This window comes from Alkalispirochaeta alkalica DSM 8900 (genome assembly GCF_000373545.1).
In the GTDB taxonomy this organism is placed as follows: Bacteria; Spirochaetota; Spirochaetia; order DSM-27196; family Alkalispirochaetaceae; genus Alkalispirochaeta; species Alkalispirochaeta alkalica.
Genome location: NZ_KB891747.1, coordinates 128,646 through 145,980 on the forward strand (window position 1 = coordinate 128,646; position 17,335 = coordinate 145,980).

General features: G+C 59.7%; 15 protein-coding genes. 8 read left to right on the forward strand and 7 right to left on the reverse strand.

From position 1 onward, the window contains the following. Nucleotide 1: 1 nt before the first annotated feature. Nucleotides 2-2,935 (reverse strand): chromosome segregation SMC family protein, encoded by a 2,934-nt coding sequence (locus tag B071_RS0112720; protein ID WP_018527455.1) that lies wholly within the window; start codon nt 2,933-2,935, stop codon nt 2-4. 42 nt (nt 2,936-2,977) lie between these two features. Between B071_RS0112720 and rnhB the strand changes: the two genes are divergently transcribed. Further along, nucleotides 2,978-3,625, forward strand: coding sequence for a ribonuclease HII (rnhB, locus tag B071_RS0112725; RefSeq protein ID WP_051075312.1), 648 nt, complete (start codon nt 2,978-2,980; stop codon nt 3,623-3,625). Here rnhB and B071_RS19985 read toward each other — a convergent pair. Next, entirely contained in the window at nt 3,622-4,398 is a 777-nt protein-coding gene (locus B071_RS19985) for a DUF3276 family protein (protein ID WP_051075313.1), read from the reverse strand. The two genes, rnhB and B071_RS19985, sit on opposite strands and share 4 nt — an antisense overlap. A 112-nt stretch (nt 4,399-4,510) precedes the next feature. Next, the gene (locus B071_RS17650; protein WP_018527457.1) at nt 4,511-5,428 is read right to left on the reverse strand and encodes a lysophospholipid acyltransferase family protein; all 918 of its coding nucleotides are present in this window, start codon (nt 5,426-5,428) and stop codon (nt 4,511-4,513) included. Between the two features lie 24 nt (nt 5,429-5,452). On the opposite strand from B071_RS17650, the gene B071_RS0112740 reads away from it, so the two are divergent. After that, on the forward strand, nt 5,453-6,430 hold the full coding sequence (locus B071_RS0112740) for a PilZ domain-containing protein (protein ID WP_018527458.1): 978 nt from the start codon (nt 5,453-5,455) through the stop codon (nt 6,428-6,430). Here the strand turns inward: B071_RS0112740 and hpt are convergent. Beyond that, the gene (hpt, locus tag B071_RS0112745; RefSeq protein WP_018527459.1) at nt 6,414-6,926 is read right to left on the reverse strand and encodes a hypoxanthine phosphoribosyltransferase; all 513 of its coding nucleotides are present in this window, start codon (nt 6,924-6,926) and stop codon (nt 6,414-6,416) included. The genes B071_RS0112740 and hpt overlap by 17 nt on opposite strands. A 222-nt stretch (nt 6,927-7,148) precedes the next feature. Between hpt and B071_RS18695 the strand changes: the two genes are divergently transcribed. The 5 genes from B071_RS18695 (at nt 7,149) to B071_RS0112775 (ending at nt 12,274) form a co-directional block, all read left to right on the forward strand. Beyond that, nucleotides 7,149-8,702: an NfeD family protein gene (locus tag B071_RS18695; RefSeq protein ID WP_018527461.1), complete on the forward strand. Its 1,554-nt coding sequence runs from the start codon at nt 7,149-7,151 to the stop codon at nt 8,700-8,702. Between the two features lie 50 nt (nt 8,703-8,752). Next, nucleotides 8,753-9,766, forward strand: coding sequence for a flotillin-like protein FloA (gene floA, locus B071_RS0112760; protein ID WP_018527462.1), 1,014 nt, complete (start codon nt 8,753-8,755; stop codon nt 9,764-9,766). Next, nucleotides 9,756-10,367 carry a hypothetical protein gene (locus B071_RS0112765; protein ID WP_018527463.1) on the forward strand — a complete coding sequence of 204 codons (612 nt, stop codon included), beginning with the start codon at nt 9,756-9,758 and terminating at the stop codon, nt 10,365-10,367. Before floA ends, B071_RS0112765 begins: the two co-directional genes overlap by 11 nt. 27 nt (nt 10,368-10,394) lie before the next feature. Next, nucleotides 10,395-11,036, forward strand: a complete 642-nt coding sequence (locus B071_RS0112770; RefSeq protein ID WP_018527464.1) for a DNA-3-methyladenine glycosylase family protein — start codon at nt 10,395-10,397, stop codon at nt 11,034-11,036. A gap of 209 nt (nt 11,037-11,245) precedes the next feature. After that, nucleotides 11,246-12,274 carry an HD-GYP domain-containing protein gene (locus tag B071_RS0112775; protein ID WP_018527465.1) on the forward strand — a complete coding sequence of 343 codons (1,029 nt, stop codon included), beginning with the start codon at nt 11,246-11,248 and terminating at the stop codon, nt 12,272-12,274. 158 nt (nt 12,275-12,432) lie between these two features. On the opposite strand, the gene mmsB is transcribed toward B071_RS0112775, so the two are convergent. From mmsB to chvE, 3 genes are all read right to left on the reverse strand, one after another. After that, a complete protein-coding gene (gene mmsB / locus B071_RS0112780) occupies nt 12,433-13,605 on the reverse strand; it encodes a multiple monosaccharide ABC transporter permease (protein WP_026245226.1) in 1,173 nt (390 codons plus the stop codon). Nucleotides 13,606-13,610: 5 nt separating this feature from the next. Further along, on the reverse strand, nt 13,611-15,155 hold the full coding sequence (gene mmsA / locus B071_RS0112785; protein WP_018527467.1) for a multiple monosaccharide ABC transporter ATP-binding protein: 1,545 nt from the start codon (nt 15,153-15,155) through the stop codon (nt 13,611-13,613). Between the two features lie 169 nt (nt 15,156-15,324). Continuing rightward, on the reverse strand, nt 15,325-16,437 hold the full coding sequence (gene chvE / locus B071_RS0112790) for a multiple monosaccharide ABC transporter substrate-binding protein (protein ID WP_438829702.1): 1,113 nt from the start codon (nt 16,435-16,437) through the stop codon (nt 15,325-15,327). A gap of 87 nt (nt 16,438-16,524) precedes the next feature. On the opposite strand from chvE, the gene B071_RS0112795 reads away from it, so the two are divergent. Next, nucleotides 16,525-17,319 (forward strand): DeoR/GlpR family DNA-binding transcription regulator, encoded by a 795-nt coding sequence (locus B071_RS0112795; protein ID WP_018527469.1) that lies wholly within the window; start codon nt 16,525-16,527, stop codon nt 17,317-17,319. The last annotated feature ends 16 nt before the right edge of the window (nt 17,320-17,335 follow it).

Here is a 17,335-nt window from a genome sequence, read left to right on the forward strand (position 1 = left end):
GCTACTCCCTTGATTCGTCCGGAACCGGCTGCTCCGGAAGCGAGTACTCCGGAAGCGACTGCTCCGGGGGCGATTCCCCGCCCAGATCGAGCTGCAGATCCTGCTCTGCTTGCCCTTCGGCTGTTCCTGAACCGGCAGCTTCCTGATCGGCGCCAGCCTCTCCATCGTTCCCCTTTCCGTCTATCCGCAGGGCCACGATCTGGCTCACTCCGCTCTCCTGCATGGTCACTCCCAGCAGGGTGTTCGCCCCGGCAACGGTCTTTTTGTTGTGGGTAATCACGATGAACTGGGACTGCTCGGCAAACTCGTGGAGCATGTTCACAAAACGACCCACGTTGTGCTCGTCCAGGGCTGCGTCGATCTCGTCGAGGAGCGTGAAGGGGGCGGGCCGAACCATGAAGGTGGCAAAGAGCAGGGCCACGGCGGTCATGCTCCGCTCGCCTCCCGAGAGCAGGGTGATGCTCTCGAGCTTCTTCCCCGGGGGCTGAACCAGGATATCGATCCCCGAATCGAGAACGTTATCCGGATCGATCAGACGCAGCTCTGCCCGCCCACCCCCAAAGAGGCGACGGAAGATGGTGTGGAAGTTTTTTCTGACCCGGTTGTAGGTCTCCACGAAGAGCTGCTGCGATTCGCGGCGGATCTCTGCGGTGACCCGGACAAGGTCGTCCCGGGCGGTTCTGAGGTCGGCGAGTTGCCCCGAGAGGAACTCGTAGCGGTCGGAGACCTCGGCAAACTCCTCGACGGCCATGAGGTTCACGCTCCCCAGCTCCTTGAGCTCGCCCCGGACGCGGGACATTTCGTCGCGGAGCTGCTTCTGATCTCCTTCAAAGGAGGGCTGGCGGCTCTCGAACTCCCGCAGGTCGCGTCCGTGGCGCTCGGAGAAGCTGTCGTAGAGCCCCCGGATCTCGGTACGCTTTTCGGCGAGCTTTACCTGGAGCCCCTCCAGTTTTGACTGGGCCTGGGCCAGCGACTGCATGGACCGGCGAAGTTTTTCCTCCTCGGCCTGGAGGCTCTTGTTGTTGCCCGCGATATCCTGTTCGAGCCGCTTCAGTTCCCGGCGCAACTCTTCTTCCTGCCGGGCCAGATCGTCGTGTTCCTTCTGGAGCGCCGCCGTCTGACCTTCCAGCTCCCGGGCCCGGCGCTGGTCACCCTCAATCCGGGCTTCCAGCTCTTTCTGGTGTCGCCGGGTCTCCTCCATCTCGCGACGGTGACGGCGCGCCGCCTCGTGATGCGCGGCGGCACGGTTTTCGAGCTGCACCCGGTTGAGTTTCATCTGCTCCAGGTTTTCCCGTTCGGTATCGATGGTCTGCTGGAGGGTCTGGATCTCCTCGTTGAGATCCCGGATCTTGTCGCGCAACCCCCGGTTCGCCTCCTGGAGCTGCTCCACCCGGTCATCGAGCGAGCGCTTGCGCGTCATGGTGCCCTCGGGCGCCAGAAAATCATCGAGGAACCGGGGAATCGCCCCCTGGTAGCGCTCGATAGCCCCCGAAAGCGTCCCCAGAGCCTCCTCCAGGGCAGAGAAGGCCTGTTCCGCTGCAGCCCGACGCTCATCGGCACCGCCAAGGCGCAGATGATCCTGCAGGGCTTCCCGGCGTCCCCGAAGAGTGATACCCATCTGGTCCAGGGCAGCCTTCAGGGCTTCTTCGTGACGGGCCCGCTCGGCGCTGGAATAGCCCGATTCTTTCAGTTTTGTATCCAGCGCCCCCACGAGTTCGTCGGTGACGGCTCGGAGCTCCTTCTGGCACTGCGTGATGCTACGCTCGTTGGAAAGGATCGTCTCTTCGGCCTGCCGAATTTGCTCCCGGGCCTCTTTCTGCCGTTCCTGGCTCCGGGCGATCCGCTCCTGCACCGCCATGACGGCCCTGTCGGCCTCGGTGATCTGAAGGCGAGTCTCTTCTTCCGAGCGCTCCGCCGTAACAGCGGCCTGCTCCTGTTCGTCGGCCTTGCGGGCGAGCCCCTTCAGCCGGCCCCGCTCGGACTCGATCTGGTCCTCGAGCTGCGCCTGCTGATTCCTGATGAGGGCGATCCGCTCGGTGCGGGAGCTTTTTTCCAGCTCCAGCCCGTAGAGACGCTTCTGGACCTCCACAAGACGGGACTCCATGGAGTTCACCCGGGACAGCTCGGTCTCGAGTTTCTCGTTCAGTCCGTCAATCTCGGTCTTCAGGTGATCCCGCTCCTGACGGGAGGCCTCGGAACGCTGCTGAAACTGTTCTTCCTGTTCCCGGTACTGGAGCAACCGGGCCACCTGCAGGTCCACCTCAAGATTAAACTGCTCTTCCCGCAGGGCCCGGTAGGAGGTTGTCTTCTCTGCCTGGCGCTTCAGGGTATCGTAACTGCGACGCACCTCGGTCAGGACCGAATCGACCTCGTGCATATTCGCCTCGGTGCGTTCCAGCTTCCGGTCTGCCTCGCGGCCGCGCATCTTGTAGCGGGTGATTCCTGCCGCTTCTTCGAAGAGAGCACGCCTGTCCTCGGGGCGGGTGGAGAGGATCTGGTCTATCTTGCCCTGCTCCATAATCGAGTAGGCCGTCTTCCCGATTCCCGTATCGTAGAACAGCTCCCGCACGTCCCGAAGTTTTACGGGAGCCCCGTTTACAAAGTATTCGCTCTCGCCGCTGCGAAAGAGGCGTCGCCGAATGGTGATTTCGGGAAAATCCAGGGGCAGAACCCCGTCGTTCTCCAGGGTCAGGGTCACCTCGGCGACATTCAGGGGCTTGCGGGTATCGGTACCGTTAAAAATGATGTCTTCCATCCGCTCGGCCCGCAGAGTCTTGGTGGCCTGCTCTCCCAGAACCCACTTGACAGCGTCCACAACGTTGCTCTTTCCGCATCCGTTGGGACCGATAAGCGCGGAGATTCCGTCGGTAAACTGGATATGACTTTTTTCTGCGAACGATTTAAATCCAAAGAGATCGATACTTTTCAGAAACACAGTTGCTCCCGGCGCGCTGCCAGCGTAGTATAGGTCACCATCATGGCAGGACAAAAGAAGAAGAATCAAGCCCACCCTCCCCTGCCCGGGGTGTGCGGAATAGACGAGGCGGGCCGGGGCCCTCTGGCCGGGCCCGTCATGGCGGCGGCGGTGGTACTCCCTCCCGATCTTGATGCACCAGGGCTCGCCGACTCCAAGACGCTCGCCCCCCAGAGGAGGGAGCGCCTTCGGGAGCTCCTGATCGCAGGCGGCGCGTGGATCGGCCGGGGGCTGGCCTGGCCCGAGGAGATCGACAGGCTGAACATTCACCAGGCAACGCTTCTGGCCATGGGCCGGGCCTGGGAGGATCTGGTTGCGGTTCTGGAGGGGGTTCCCCGGGCAGAGAGCCCGGAGGTAGCCGAAATTCTTGTAGACGGCCTCTACCTGCCCCCGGAACGGGCCCTGCTCCGGGGAACCCCCGTGAGTGCCCGGGCCGTAACGGGGGGCGACGGCCTCCACCGGGAGATCATGGCAGCGTCGATTATTGCCAAGACCGAACGGGACGCCTGGATGAGGGACTACCACGCCCGGGACCCCCGTTACGGCTTTGACCGCCACAAGGGGTATCCCACGCGGGACCATAAGGAGGCTCTGCTCCGGCACGGCCCCTGCCCGATCCATCGCAGGACCTTCAGGGGCGTTGAGACCTAGTCGTCGCGCCGCCCCTGGTTATCCCGACGATCTCTCTCGTCACGGCCGGGCCGGTCCCGGTGGTCGCTGCGAGGCTTTCGCGGCGGCCGGGGCCCCTGGTCCCGGCGGGGCCGGTCCCGATACTCACCCTGGGGCCTGCGCGGGCGATCATCGCGACGCCCGCCCTCACCGGAACGGGGAGCGTCACCGCGCCCACGGTCATCGTAGCGCGGGCGGTCATCCCGCCGGGGATAGCCCTCACCGCGGGGCCGGTCTCCCTGATCCCCGTAGGGTCTGCGGGGCGGGCGCGAGTCCCTGTCCCTCGGCGGCCGGTCCCGATAATCTCCGCCGGGTCTGCGGGGACGGTCATCGCGGAACCCGCCCTCGCGGCGCGGGCCGCCATCGCGACGATGGCCACCGTCACGTCGAGGGCCACCCTCGCGGCGCGCAAAATCATCCCGCCGGGGATAGCCCTCTCGCCGGGGCCGACCTTCGCGCTCGTCCCGTTCTTCCCGGGTCTCGGCGGGACGCTCCCAGCGCTTCTCTTCCGAAGCGCCCCGGTGTTCCCGCAGGAACTCCATGACCCGCTCCATGCCCTTGCCAAAAAGATGAAAATCATCCTCGAAAACCACGACCTGGTGGCGTTCGAACTCTTCTCCCGAATCCTGTTTTTTGCTCTCCACTATCGTGAGAAACAGATCCTTGTTTCTGTTTTCCTTGATATTGAAAAAATAGGTGCGCCGATCGTTGTTGCTGCGCACCCGGGCAGAAAATAACTCTCCCCGAACTCCCATATGTTTCTCCTGCGCTTGAGAGCGCTTGTGCTGACTGGATTGTCTCTGACTCGATGACCCGAAGGAGAATAGCAGATTCATCCCGGGGCGTACAGTACGCCGGACTCCGCTGCTAGATCTCNCGGGGNNGCTCGGCCTCCTCTGCAGAAGCACCTTGACCATGCGGTTCCTGGCGCTCCCCGGGCANGGCCGGCCCCTCCTCCGCAGAAGAGCCCCGAAGGATGAAGTCCTCGGTCATTCCCGAGAGATCCCGGTAGTAGCCGCGATAGTCTTCGGGCATCAGGAGNGCCATCTGATACATGATCTCGTCCGTGACCTGCCGCAGCTCACCGGCAGACAGCTTCCTGTCATGGGGAACACGAATAGTGAAGGGCTCCCCCACAGCGACGTGTATGGGCGTTCGCCGAAAGCGCCGGATATTCCTGAANAGATCCTGCACCCCCCACTGGACCATGGGGATGATCGGCACCCGGGCCTCCACAGCGAGCATGGCNGCCCCGGGNCGCCCCTTCTGGAGCTCTCCCGACATACTGCGCGTCCCCTCGGGAGCGATCCCGAGAAAGGCCCCCTGGTCGAGAGCCTGGCGGGCCCGCCGGAAGGCCTCCCGGTCGGGACCACCCCTGTTGAGGGGGATGATATCCCAGACCTTCATCAGGAACCGGGTGAAGGGGTTCTCCCAGAGTTCTTTCTTGCCCAGGGCGGTGACCTTCCGCGCCCGCAGAAGCACATAGTAGATCGGCCCCTCGAAATTTGTGGTGTGGTTACTGACCAGAATAGCCGGCCCCTGGGGGGGAATTTTTTTCAGCGCCCCGCAATCAACCACAAAGAGCACCTTCAGGAGCACCAGAATAAGGCCGTTCACAATTCCCCGCACAACAGGTTTCACCATGGTGTCTTCTCCTCCCAGGATTCCCTGGTTTTTCCCGGGGCCTGCCCGGTTTACAAGATTCTCTCGCACAGGCCTTCGGTTCCCCGAAGGCCCCGCCCCGCACCCCTCGGCCACTTCAGATTCTATAGACAGTTTCACCATTCGGGCATAGAATTCCAGCCTGACATGATCGACATCAGCAGTGGCTTCCAGACATCCCCCATCGAGGTGATCACGTTCCTGGTGATTATCGGAATAATCACCGTTGCCCTTATCGTTACCCAGTTACTCAACCGAAGGGAAGCAAGACAGCGGGCACGCCGTCGCGCAGCTGCCCACAAGGCCCCCATCCTTCGCTCCCGGTCTGCGGCACCCCGGCCAACACTCCCCCCAAAGCACCAGAACGTCCTCGATCGCCTTGCCTGGTTTCTGAAGAATCCCAACCGGATCACCGCTCTCCTGGAGGATCCGGAAAAGATGCTTCTCCTGGCAAAAAAAGGGCTCCAGGAGGGCGTTGTCCAGGAGAAGGAGATCCGGTCCCTCCTCCGGTATCTCGGCGTGGACCCGGAGCAACTCTTCTCCCGATCGCTTCTGACATCGACGATCCCCCCGGGCTCGGAAGTCTCGGTCTCCACAGCAGACCTCTCGGTAGCCTCGGGCGTGTTTGTCTCCAACCGGAGGGACGGGCTCCTCCTCCGGATCGACCGGGGGGGCCAGAAGTTCAGAACGGGGTTACCCCTGGAGATAGTATGCTACAGCGCCGACGGCATGCACCAGTTCCACAGCACCCTTCTGCGAAAAAAAGGGAAACATCTTCTTGTCTCCCACAGCAGGCACGTCCGGCACGCCCAGCGTCGGCGTTACCGGCGGCACGAGATCGAAATACCGATCCGGATAGGCACTCCCGGTTTCCGTGGCGCCCCCCTGGAGACGGTCTCGGTGGACATGAGTATCGGCGGGGTTGCCGTACGGAACCCCAAAAAGAAACTTGTTCTGGGAGCGCTGGTGGAGTGCACCCTCGAGGCCGGCTCCACCCCGCCCCTGGTTGTAACCGGCACGGTGGTCCGGCTCTCGCGCCGCAAAACCAGAGCTCATATCAGCTTCTCGGCCATGAACGACAGGACACGGCACCGGCTCTTCCGACGGCTCATTCAGGGGAGGTGACGACCCCCACGTAGGGGAGCGTGCGGTACTGCTCGTTGTGATCGATCCCGTAACCCACAACGAACTGGTCTCCCACAGAGAACCCCACATATTTCACGGGCACCTGGGTCTTCCGCTGGGCCGGTTTGTCCAGGAGCGTGCAGATCTCCAGGCTCGCCGGCGTTTCCAGGAGCAGCCGCTTGCGAATCTCCGAAAGGGTCAGCCCCGTATCGATGATGTCCTCCACAATCAGGACGTGCCGGTCGTGGACGCTCTCGTTCAGATTCTTCAGGATGATGAGGTTCCCCGTGCTCTGGGTACCCACGTAGGAGGTGGCTGCCATGAAATCCACCTCTACGGAGATNGTAAGGTGCCGCACCAGGTCGGCCAGAAAGACGAAGGAGCCCTTCAGCAGCCCCACCAGCAGGACGTTCCGGCCCTGGTAATCACGATTGATCTCCCGGGCAAGCTCGCGGACACGTTCTTCTATTTTTTCCTCGGAAATGAGTATATCCATAGTGGTTCGGTTCCTTTTCGTTGACGAAGGGATTTTGTCTGCGTAGTTTACACAAGAGATGCCTGCGCTCCTAGATGTACAGGATCAGGAAAACCGGGATTTTTCCCGTCACAGGCATTACTATTTACTTCAGGACCAGCCGGGTCAGGGCCAGTCGATTGGGGATACGGTGCCTCGCGCCAATGACGGGCTGGTTCACGAGTACACCGCAAGGGGAAATGCGTGAAACCGGAACAGGCAGTACCAGACCGAACAAAACCGGGCCTGCGGGGCCGGGCCGGACGGGGGGCCTTCCCCCTGGTCTTTCTTGTCCTCTTTGCTGCTACGGCCTCCCTGCCGGTGGCAGCCGAGGTCGTTGTCCTGGAACTCCACGGTCCCATCGACCGTTTCCAGGCCGTCTACGTCCAACGCACCCTGGCCCAGGCCCGACGCGATCAGGCGAGCCTGGTTGTTCTGGAGATAGACACCTTTGGCGGACGCGTCGATTCGGCCCTGCGCATCGCCAGCGCCCTGGGGAGCTCCTCCGTCCCCACCGCTGCCTGGGTTGCCAGTACCTCCACAGGGACGGGGGTGAGCTGGTCGGCGGGTGCCCTGATAGCCTTCGCGACCCAACAGATCTTCATGGCTCCCGGAACGTCTATCGGCGCTGCTGCCCCGGTGATCCAAGCACCGGGAGGGGCGGCCGCACCAACCGACGAGAAAACCCTCAGCGCGATACGGGCCCAGATGGCCGCCCTGGCGGAGAAAAACGGCCACTCCATGGAGATTGCCCGCGCCATGGTGGATGCATCGCTGGAAGCGCACCTGGTTGAGGTGGACGGGTCTCCCCGTATCGTCGATGCCGATGAACTGCAGAGGCTGGAGCGGCGCCAGGCGGGTGGGGAGATCGAGCTGCGGGTGGAAAAAAAGATCACCGGCCCGGGATCGCTTCTTACCCTGACAGCGGGGGAGATGGAAACCCTGGGCGTCTCCGCAGGCAGTCCCGGCACCCTCCAGGAGCTGCAGGAGCTTCTGGGCATCGAGAGCAGCGCCTTCCGTCAGGTACGCCCCGACACACCGGACAGGATCGTCGCGCTCCTGACGGGCGGAGGGTTTACGACCCTCCTCATCCTGACGGGCCTGATCGCTCTTTTTCTGGAGATAACCAATCCCGGCTTTGGAATTCCCGGGACGGTGGCGATAGCTGCCTTTGCGACCTTCTTTGCGGCAAACATGCTCCTGGGACGGGTCGGCTCGCTGGAGATCATTCTCTTTGTGGCGGGCCTGCTCCTGCTGATAACCGAGGTCTTTGTCTTGCCCGGTTTTGGCGTGGCCGGTATCACCGGCCTGGCGGCGATCACCTTCTCGCTGGTTCTGGGACTCCAGGAGTTTGCCCTTCCCCGGGAGTCCTGGCAGTGGGAGGTGGCTACCACAAACATTCTGCTGGTTCTGGGAAGCATCGGCGCAGCTCTGGGAGCGATGGCGGGGCTCGCCTTCTTTCTGCCCCGAAGGAGTTTTTTCTCCCGCCTCGCCCTGGTCACCACCCAGGATGCATCCCAGGGATACAGCGTGCAGCCCCAGCAGGTTCATGATCATCTACTGCACAAGGAGGGAACCGTCAGGACAGACCTCCGCCCCGTGGGATCGGTTCTCCTTGCCGAGGGTGAGATAATCACCGCCGAGAGCCAGGGTGAGTTTGTGGAACGGGGGGCTTCAGTGGAGGTCATCCGTGTGGACGGGAACAGGGTTGTTGTTCGCAGGAAAAGATCGGCTTCGCAGGAAGACGTACAGGAATAACCGGCAGGAGAAGACCAACAGGGGAAGACCCAACAGGAGAGGAAACGATCATGTCAATCGAGCTTATTTTAATCACACTGCTTGTTCTCTTTGCGGCGCTGGCCGTGCTGACCATCTTCATCAAGTTTTTCGGGCTCTGGTTTCGGGCGCTCCTCTCGGGGGCGTCGGTACCCCTGGCCCGGATCGTGGGCATGTGGCTCCGCAAGGTTGATCCTGCCACAATTGTTGACAGCCGGATTATTCTGGTAAAGGCGGGGATCCCCCTGGACCCGGAGTTGCTCGAAACCCACCATCTGGCGCAGGGGAACGTACGGCGCGTAAGTCAGGCTCTGGTGGCGGCCAACAAGGCAAACATCCCCCTGGACTTCCAGCGGGCTGCCGCCATCGATCTGGCGGGCCGGGACGTGCTGGACGCCGTCAAGACGAGCGTGAACCCCAAGGTCATAGACTGCCCGAACCCCGAGAAGTCACGGGGTGCGATCGAGGCTGTGGCCAAGGATGGAGTTCAGTTACGGGTGAAGGCCCGCGTCACCGTCCGGGCAAATATCGAACGGCTGGTGGGAGGTGCCACGGAGGAGACGATCATCGCCCGCGTGGGCGAGGGGATCGTCACCACCATCGGTTCCTCCGAAACCTACAAGGCGGTTCTGGAAAACCCCGACCAGATCTCCCGGCGTGTACTCGAAAAGGGACTCGATGCGGGGACGGCCTTCGAGATCCTCTCGATCGATATCGCCGATATCGATGTCTCCGAAAATGTGGGGGCCAAACTCCAGGCAGATCAGGCCGAGGCAGACAAACGCAGGTTTCAGGCCGAGGCCGAACAGCGCCGCGCCGCTGCCGAAGCTTTTGAACAGGAGATGCGCGCCCAGGTTCAGGAAAACCGTGCCAAGGTTGTCCTGGCCGAGGCGGAAATACCCAAGGCGATCGCCCAGGCCTTCCGCGAGGGGCACCTGGGAATAATGGACTATTACCGGCTGCGTAATATTCAGGCCGACACACGGATGCGCGACTCCATAGGCGGCGATGAATCCTCGGGAGGAAACACGAACGGTGCGACTTGATCTGGAACTGCTGGAATCGCTCCTGCGGCTGGTGGCAGCCCTCCTCTTTGCCTTCTCTCCCCTGATCATAACGATCCTGCGCTTTGCCCGCCGTCGCCGGAAAAAGGCAGCAGAGGAGGGAGGGCCGGCAGAGACACCGCAGGAGGAGGCCGCGAACAGCGGGAACCGCCTGAAGAAGGGTGTAAAGAAAAAGAAGGGGAAGAAGAGGGCGCAGAAACGTACCAGAAGACCGGGAGCACTCCAGCTTCTCCTGAAAAAACGCGTCCATTCCTGGGTGCGGCAGTTGCGTCAGGATTCTGACCAGTCAGGGCAGCAGCCGGGCCATCGGGAGTACAGAACTTCCCCGGGCCACAAGAGACCTGCCCCGCCCTCTCCAGGACCCGTCGGGGAAACCTCAGGAATGGATCGTGGCAGACAGCCCCGGTACAGAAGCAGGGTCCCCTCCCCGGCTCCACCCGGGGAAGGGGCGAGCGAACGGAAAAAGCCGGGAACCGGAGCAGAGCCAGCGTTGCTTGGAGGGAGAAACCTCTCGCCCCTTCAGCAGGCCCTGGTCTACCGGGAGATACTGGGACCGCCCCGCAGCGAGGACCCCTTTCCCTGATCGTCCGCCACCGGCTATGGTAGCGGCGTGAAACCAGGAGAGTTACCACCCTATTGGAAAAACGCCTGTCAGGATCTGGCCCGACGCGATCCTGTCCTGGCAGAGCTTATCCAGAACCACCCGGGAGAGCAGCTCCAGGGGAGCGGCGATGCCTTTCGGACCCTGCTGAACGCCGTGGTGGGCCAGCAGATCTCCGTTGCTGCCGCCCAGAGCATATGGCAACGGCTCAGGGCGCGCGCTCCCGGTACCACACCGGGGGAGATACTGGGAATTGACCCCGCCGGGCTGCGGGAGACAGGTCTCTCGCGGCAGAAGGTTCTCTACGTTCAGGGAATAGCCAGGGCCTTTCTCACGGGCGAGATAGACCCGCACCGGTGGGAACAGATGCCCGACGAGGCAGTCCGGAGCCAGCTCTGTGCCCTCCACGGGGTAGGCCCCTGGACGGCCGACATGACCCTGATTTTCTTCCTCCATCGTCCGAACATTTTACCCCTGGGGGATATCGGCCTGATAAACGGGGCAGCCCGCCTCTATGGCTGGGACACATCCCTGAGCCGCCCGGAACAGACGGCAGCGCTGAAGCGGCTGGGTGAAACCTGGCACCCCTGGCGAACCGTGGCCACCTGGTACATCTGGCGCGACATCGACGCAGAACCGGTGATCTATTGATCCCTTCCCGATCTGTTCGCCCCTTCCCGGGAGAGGGCCCGCGCCGGAATCCCACATCGAGCAGGAACCCCACACCAGGCCGGAAAGCCACACCAGGAAAGAAAAGAGGTATTTTCTATCTCATTTTGCGAATACCGGCCCGTCTTTTTGCGCATCCCGTGGTAGTATAGCCCTGCGAGGGATATCATCTGAGTCTGGTACGGTAGATAATGCACGGCACAGTTTTATTCAAACCAGGACAAACCTGCACCAGCATACTGATCGCTGAGGACTCGCTCCTGCAACGGAAAGTCCTCTATCGGCACCTTTCCTCGCTNGGATACACTGTCCTGGTCGCCGAGGATGGGGCCTGTGCCCTGGATCTCTTCCTGGAGCACCAGCCCCGGATCGTCATTACCGACCTGGATATGCCCGTCATGAACGGCTACGACCTGATCGGCGAAATCCGGCGGCAGGAGATCCACTATACCCACATCACCGTCCTGACAGCCCTCACCCGGAAGGAGAGCACGATCCGGGCGATNTCCCAGGGCGCCGACGACTACCTGATCAAACCCTTCCATCCTGAGGAGATGAAAGTTCGGCTCGAATCTGCCGAACGGCTGGCCCGAATCCAGAGTCAGGAAAAGATAATCCTCCTCATGGCAAAACTCACGGACTACCGGAACCCCGAGACGGGCTACCACATCGAGCGCGTCCAGCACTACTCCAGGCTCCTGGCGCAAATCCTCTGCGACCAGGGACACCCCGAGCTGAACAAGCGGACAATCTCGACACTCTTCACCGTGGCGAGCCTCCACGACATCGGCAAGGTAGCGATCCCCGACGATATCCTCAATAAACCGGGAAAACTTACAAAGGAGGAGTTCCGCCTCATGAAAACCCACGCCGAAATCGGCGGAACCATTCTCGATGAGGCCTTTCAGGAACTGGGATCTGATTTCCTCGGCATGGCCCGGGACATCGCCATGCACCACCACGAGCGATACGACGGAAGCGGCTACCCCCTGGGGCTGGCCGGTGATGATATTCCCCTGAGCGCCCGCATTGTGGCCCTGGCGGACGTCTTCGATGCCCTCAGCAGCCATCGCGTGTACAAGAAAGCCTTCTCGCCCCAAGAGTGCCGCGAGATCATCGCAGCCAAACAGGGCACTCACCTGGACCCGGACGTGGCAGAGGCCTTCCTCGCTCACGAGGATCAGTTCTGGATCATCCGCGCCCAGTACCAGGACCCCTGAACACCCCCGCCCCCCCCGGTGCTGGCCTCACCGCGCCCGTTTTCGCTCGGTGGCGGCCAGCAAAAAATACCTGAAGGGGCTGTGACCTTCAGGTATCCCGATGTTTTGTGTGTTCTGTGAAATCCCGGTAATCGCTACTCCCTACCTTGCGATGAAGATCAGGACGGGTGGGCCTTGTTTTTGGTGTACACGTCAAAACACACCGCTGCCAGCAGAACCAGCCCCTTAATCGCCTGCTGCCAGTCCACACTGACTCCCATTATCGACATACCATTATTCAGAACACCCATAACCAGTCCCCCGACAACGGCGCCGATAACTGTCCCAATCCCCCCCGAAGCCGAAGCTCCACCGATAAAACAAGCTCCGATTGCATCCAACTCAAACATTGTTCCCGCTTTAGGCGTGGCTGCATTGAGCCGCCCGGCAACAACGAGCCCTGCCAGAGCCGAAAGAAGCCCCATGTTCGTGTAAACCAGGAACATAACTCTCTGGGTTTTTACCCCCGAGAGGCGAGCAGCCTTCTCGTTGCCCCCAAGAGCGTAGATATGGCGACCGAAGACCGTCCGCTGGGTGATAAAGGAATAGACCAGTATCAGACCCGCCAGCAGAACCAGCACGACGGGAATGCCGTTATGCGCAGCCAGACGGAGCGCAAACCAGGCCAGGGCCAGAACAAGCAGGACGATCCTCCCCACCTCAATACCCATGGGGAGAACATCAAAACCGTAGCGCACCCTGGTCCTCCTGCTCCTCACAAGGTAGAGCGAGAACAGCACCGCCAGAATCGCTCCAGCGACCATCGCCACAACGTTGTACCCGCCAATTTCCAGATCGCGNCCGGGCAGGTATCCCGCCGCGAGAATCTGGAAGGAGCGACTGAAGGGGGCCTTGGTCTGCCCCTGCAGGATAACCATGGTTAATCCCCGAAAGATAAGCATTCCCCCCAAGGTAACGATGAAAGCGGGTATCCGGAAGAAGGCGATAAAAACTCCGTGGAACGCCCCGACCAGAACTCCGAGGAGCAAAGCCAGGACGATCGTTACGGGAACGGAAAAGTTCATATCCACCATCATTACAGCGGAAACCGCCCCGACAAAGGCCACTACGGACCCCACCGAGAGATCGATATTTCCGGTCAGGATACAAAGCAGCATTCCAATGGCAAGAATCAGGACGTAGCTGTTCTGTAACACCAGGTTGGTAATGTTCATGGGGCGGAACAGAATCCCCCCCGTCAGCACCTGAAAGAGCAACATGATAGATACCAGGGCTATCACCATCCCGTTCTGCCGAACATTACTCCTGAAATAGGATATTAACGAATTCATAGCTACTATTCCTTCCTGGCCTTTTTTTGGTGATTCATAATACAACGCATAATATTTTCCTGTGATGCCTCATCCCGGGTCATTTCACCGGCGATCTCGCCATTGTTCACCACGTATATCCGATCACACATCCCGAGCAACTCCGGCAGCTCCGATGATATCATTAGCAGCCCCTTCCCCTCGGAGGCGAGCTGATTTATGACGGTATAAACCTCGTACTTGGCACCCACATCTATTCCTCGCGTAGGCTCATCCAGAACAAGAACCTCGGGCTGCGACATCAACCATTTTCCCAGGACAACTTTTTGCTGATTCCCTCCGGACAGACTCTCCACCGGCTGATTAAGATCCTCGCTCTTGATCCGGAGCTTCTTGCGATAATATTCCGCAGCAACCACCTCTTCGCTGAGATTTATCACCCCCCGATCACTCACCTTCGATAAGTTGGGTAGTGTTGTATTGCGCCGGATATTATCGATCAGAACCAGTCCCAGGCTCTTGCGATCCTCCGTGACATAAGCCAGCCCCTTCCCGATGGCCTCCGATACATCGTGTAACTCAACAGCTTCTCCGTCAATATATATCTGACCGGAGTGCTTTTGCCCCCAGGACCTGCCAAAGAGACTCATGGCGAGCTCGGTTCGCCCCGCTCCCATAAGCCCTGCCAGCCCCACGACCTCTCCACGGCGAACCGATATCGACACATCTTTTAGCGTGCGGCGGTTCAGGTGCTGGGGATGATAGACGTTCCAGTTCTCTACCCTCAGAACCTCTTCTCCCACCGACACCTGGCGATCGGGATAGCGGTCTGTTATCTCCCGCCCCACCATACTTCTGATGATCCGATCCTCGTGGAACTCACCCTGGTCCTGATTCATCGTCTCAATAACCCGGCCATCTCGAATCACGGTGATCGAATCGGNCACTTCCACAACCTCATTGAGCTTGTGTGATATAAGAATACAGGTTATTCCGTGTTCTCTCAGATCCTTGAGAAGTTTCAGGAGCTTCCTGCTCTCCTCGTCATTCAGCGCGGCCGTCGGTTCATCAAGAATCAGGAGTCGCACGTTCTTCGAGAGCGCCTTCGCAATCTCGACCAGCTGCTGCTTTCCCACCCCGATATCCAGGACAAGCGTTGCCGGATTCTCCTGGAGGCCGACCTTTTCCAGCAATTTTTTCGCCTCCGTCGAGGTGGCGTGCCAGTCAATCACTCCTCCCAGGGAGCGTTCATTCCCAAGAAAGATGTTCTCTGCAATTGAAAGTTCCGGAACGAGGGCGAGCTCCTGATGTATGATGACAATCCCCAGTTTCTCACTGTCCCGAATATCCCGGAAATCGCAGGCTTCTCCGTCAAAATATATCTCGCCGGAATATTCTCCACTTGGATAGACCCCGCTCAGGACGTTCATCAGTGTAGATTTCCCGGCTCCATTTTCCCCGACCAGGGCGCGTATTTCCCGATCATTGACAGCCATATCAATGTCTGTAATCGCGTGAACCCCCGAAAAGGACTTGGTTATCTTTTTCATCTCCAGAAGAGGCTTTGTCATTCTCTAAACCTTATATGAGTGCGTAGTGGTTTCTATCGGTCCGTGAAGGGCCCCCTCCTGGCTCAGAAGGGGGCCTTCGTCGATCGGCAATCTTCCGGACGNTCCTGGCACTGACAGGAGAGCCCTTTTGGGGTTTCCTGTACATAGCCACCGCTCCAGTTCAGCCGGGCTAGTTCAGAACCTGCTCTCGCGTGTAGTAACCGGAACCCACAAGCACCTCTTCCCAGTTACTTGCATCGACAGAAACGGGGTGTTCAAGGTACGAAGGAACAACAACCACCCCATTGTCGTAGGTCGTGGTGTCATTCACTTCGGCCGTGGTCCCCTGCAGCACAGAATCAACCATATCAGCGGCGCGCCGTGCCAGCACCCGGGTATCCTTGAAGATGGTAGACGTCTGCTCTCCGGCAAGAATCGATTTGATCGAAGGCAATTCGGCATCCTGTCCGGTTACCACAGGCATCGGCAGGGAACCGGAACCGTAACCGACCCCCTTCAGGGAAGAGATCACTCCAATGGAAATACCATCGTAGGGAGAAAGAATTGCATCCACCCGAGCATCGGTGTAATGAGCTGCCAGAATATTATCCATCCGGATCTGGGCCGTCGCACCGTCCCACCGAAGCGTGGCTACCCGGTTAAACGCGGTCTGCCCGCTCCGGACAACAAGCTGGCCGTTGTCGATATAGGGCCGAATCTGATCCATGGCTCCGTTATAGAAAAATGTCGCATTGTTATCGTCGGGACTTCCGGCAAAGATCTCAATATTGAACGGGCCGGCACCAGATTCAAGATCGAGCGCCTCAACGATGTACTGTCCCTGGAGGACACCCACCAGATAGTTATCAAACGTGGCGTAATAACTCACATGGGGGCTGTTTCTGATCAGACGATCGTAGGCAATAACAGGGATGTTGTTATCGGCAGCAAGATCAAGAACGTTTGTCAGGGCTTCTCCGTCGATGCTTGCGATCACCAGAACATTAGCGCCCCGGGTAACCATATTCTCAAGCTGGGAAACCTGTGCATCAACACTGTCTTCTGCGTATTGAAGATCAACCCGGTATCCCCGGTCCTGAAGGATATCCCGCATGTTCCGCCCGTCCTCTATCCACCGCTGGGAAGACTGTGTAGGCATGGCGATGCCCACCAGAGGAGTTTCCTCCCTGCTACCGCCTGCGAAGAGACTCACCCCGGAAAAACAGATCAAAAATGAAANAAAAAAAACACCAAACTTCTTCATGATCCCGCTCCTTTTGGAATTTCGAAGCTCAACAATCATTTTTTGATTGTTTGCTTTCGTTTGTGATCATTACACTAGCACCACTTACGACTACGGTCAAGAAAAAAAATCTGCTATAATGGCTGCATGTTTGCACTGGAACGGCTTCGCATCATCAAGGAGTATCTCCTAAACCACCGGCAGGCAGAGGTCAGCACCCTCAGCACCCTTCTGGCTGTATCGGAAGTCACAGTTCGCCGGGACCTTGTGAAACTGGAAGAGGAAGGTTTTCTCACCCGGACTCACGGCGGGGCACTACTCAAGGACACACAGACAATCCAGGACCCTTCCCTGGTTCTCTCCGACTACAATCGCAGCGACGATGATCCTGACCCGGAACTTGCGGCCCTGTGTCTGCGCCTTGTCCTGGACAACGCCGTGGTATTTCTTGCCGACGGGCCGATCAATTTCAGGATCGCCGAAGGGCTGCAAGCCCGGTCGGGTATAACCGTTCTCACCAACGATCTTAAAATTGCCTCCCTGGTGGCACGGCAGAAGTCGAATCGGGCTGTACTCCTGGGAGGGGATCTGAACGACCAGGGAGAGGCAGTATACGGGGCAGTAGCGCAGGAAAATCTCCTCCGCTACCATGTGGACATCCTCTTTTTCGAGGTCGATGCCGTAAACCAGCAACTCCAGCTTACGGTAACCAACGAGCAACGGGCAAACCTGATCTCATCGGCAGCAAAATCTGCAGCTAAGTCGGTACTGGTCTGCCCGGCAAACCGCTTCGGCCGGGGGGCCTTTTTCAGATTTGCCTCGATTCACCTGGCGGAAGCTGTCGTAACGGACCCTTCTCTTCCCGATAGCGAGAAGAATCGCCTGTTTTCAGAGAACATCACCGTTTTCACCGCTGTCAACGCCTTTGAGGGAAGCCTGTGACACCCCTTCTGGAAGT

Bases quoted from the DNA above. Each gene is read 5' to 3' on its own strand.
- B071_RS0112795 (WP_018527469.1), top strand. From the start codon at position 16,525: ATGTTTGCACTGGAACGGCTTCGCATCATCAAGGAGTATCTCCTAAAC.
- rnhB (WP_051075312.1), top strand. From the start codon at position 2,978: ATGGCAGGACAAAAGAAGAAGAATCAAGCCCACCCTCCCCTGCCCGGG.
- floA (WP_018527462.1), top strand. From the start codon at position 8,753: ATGTCAATCGAGCTTATTTTAATCACACTGCTTGTTCTCTTTGCGGCG.
- B071_RS0112740 (WP_018527458.1), top strand. From the start codon at position 5,453: ATGATCGACATCAGCAGTGGCTTCCAGACATCCCCCATCGAGGTGATC.
- B071_RS19985 (WP_051075313.1), bottom strand. From the start codon at position 4,398: ATGGGAGTTCGGGGAGAGTTATTTTCTGCCCGGGTGCGCAGCAACAAC.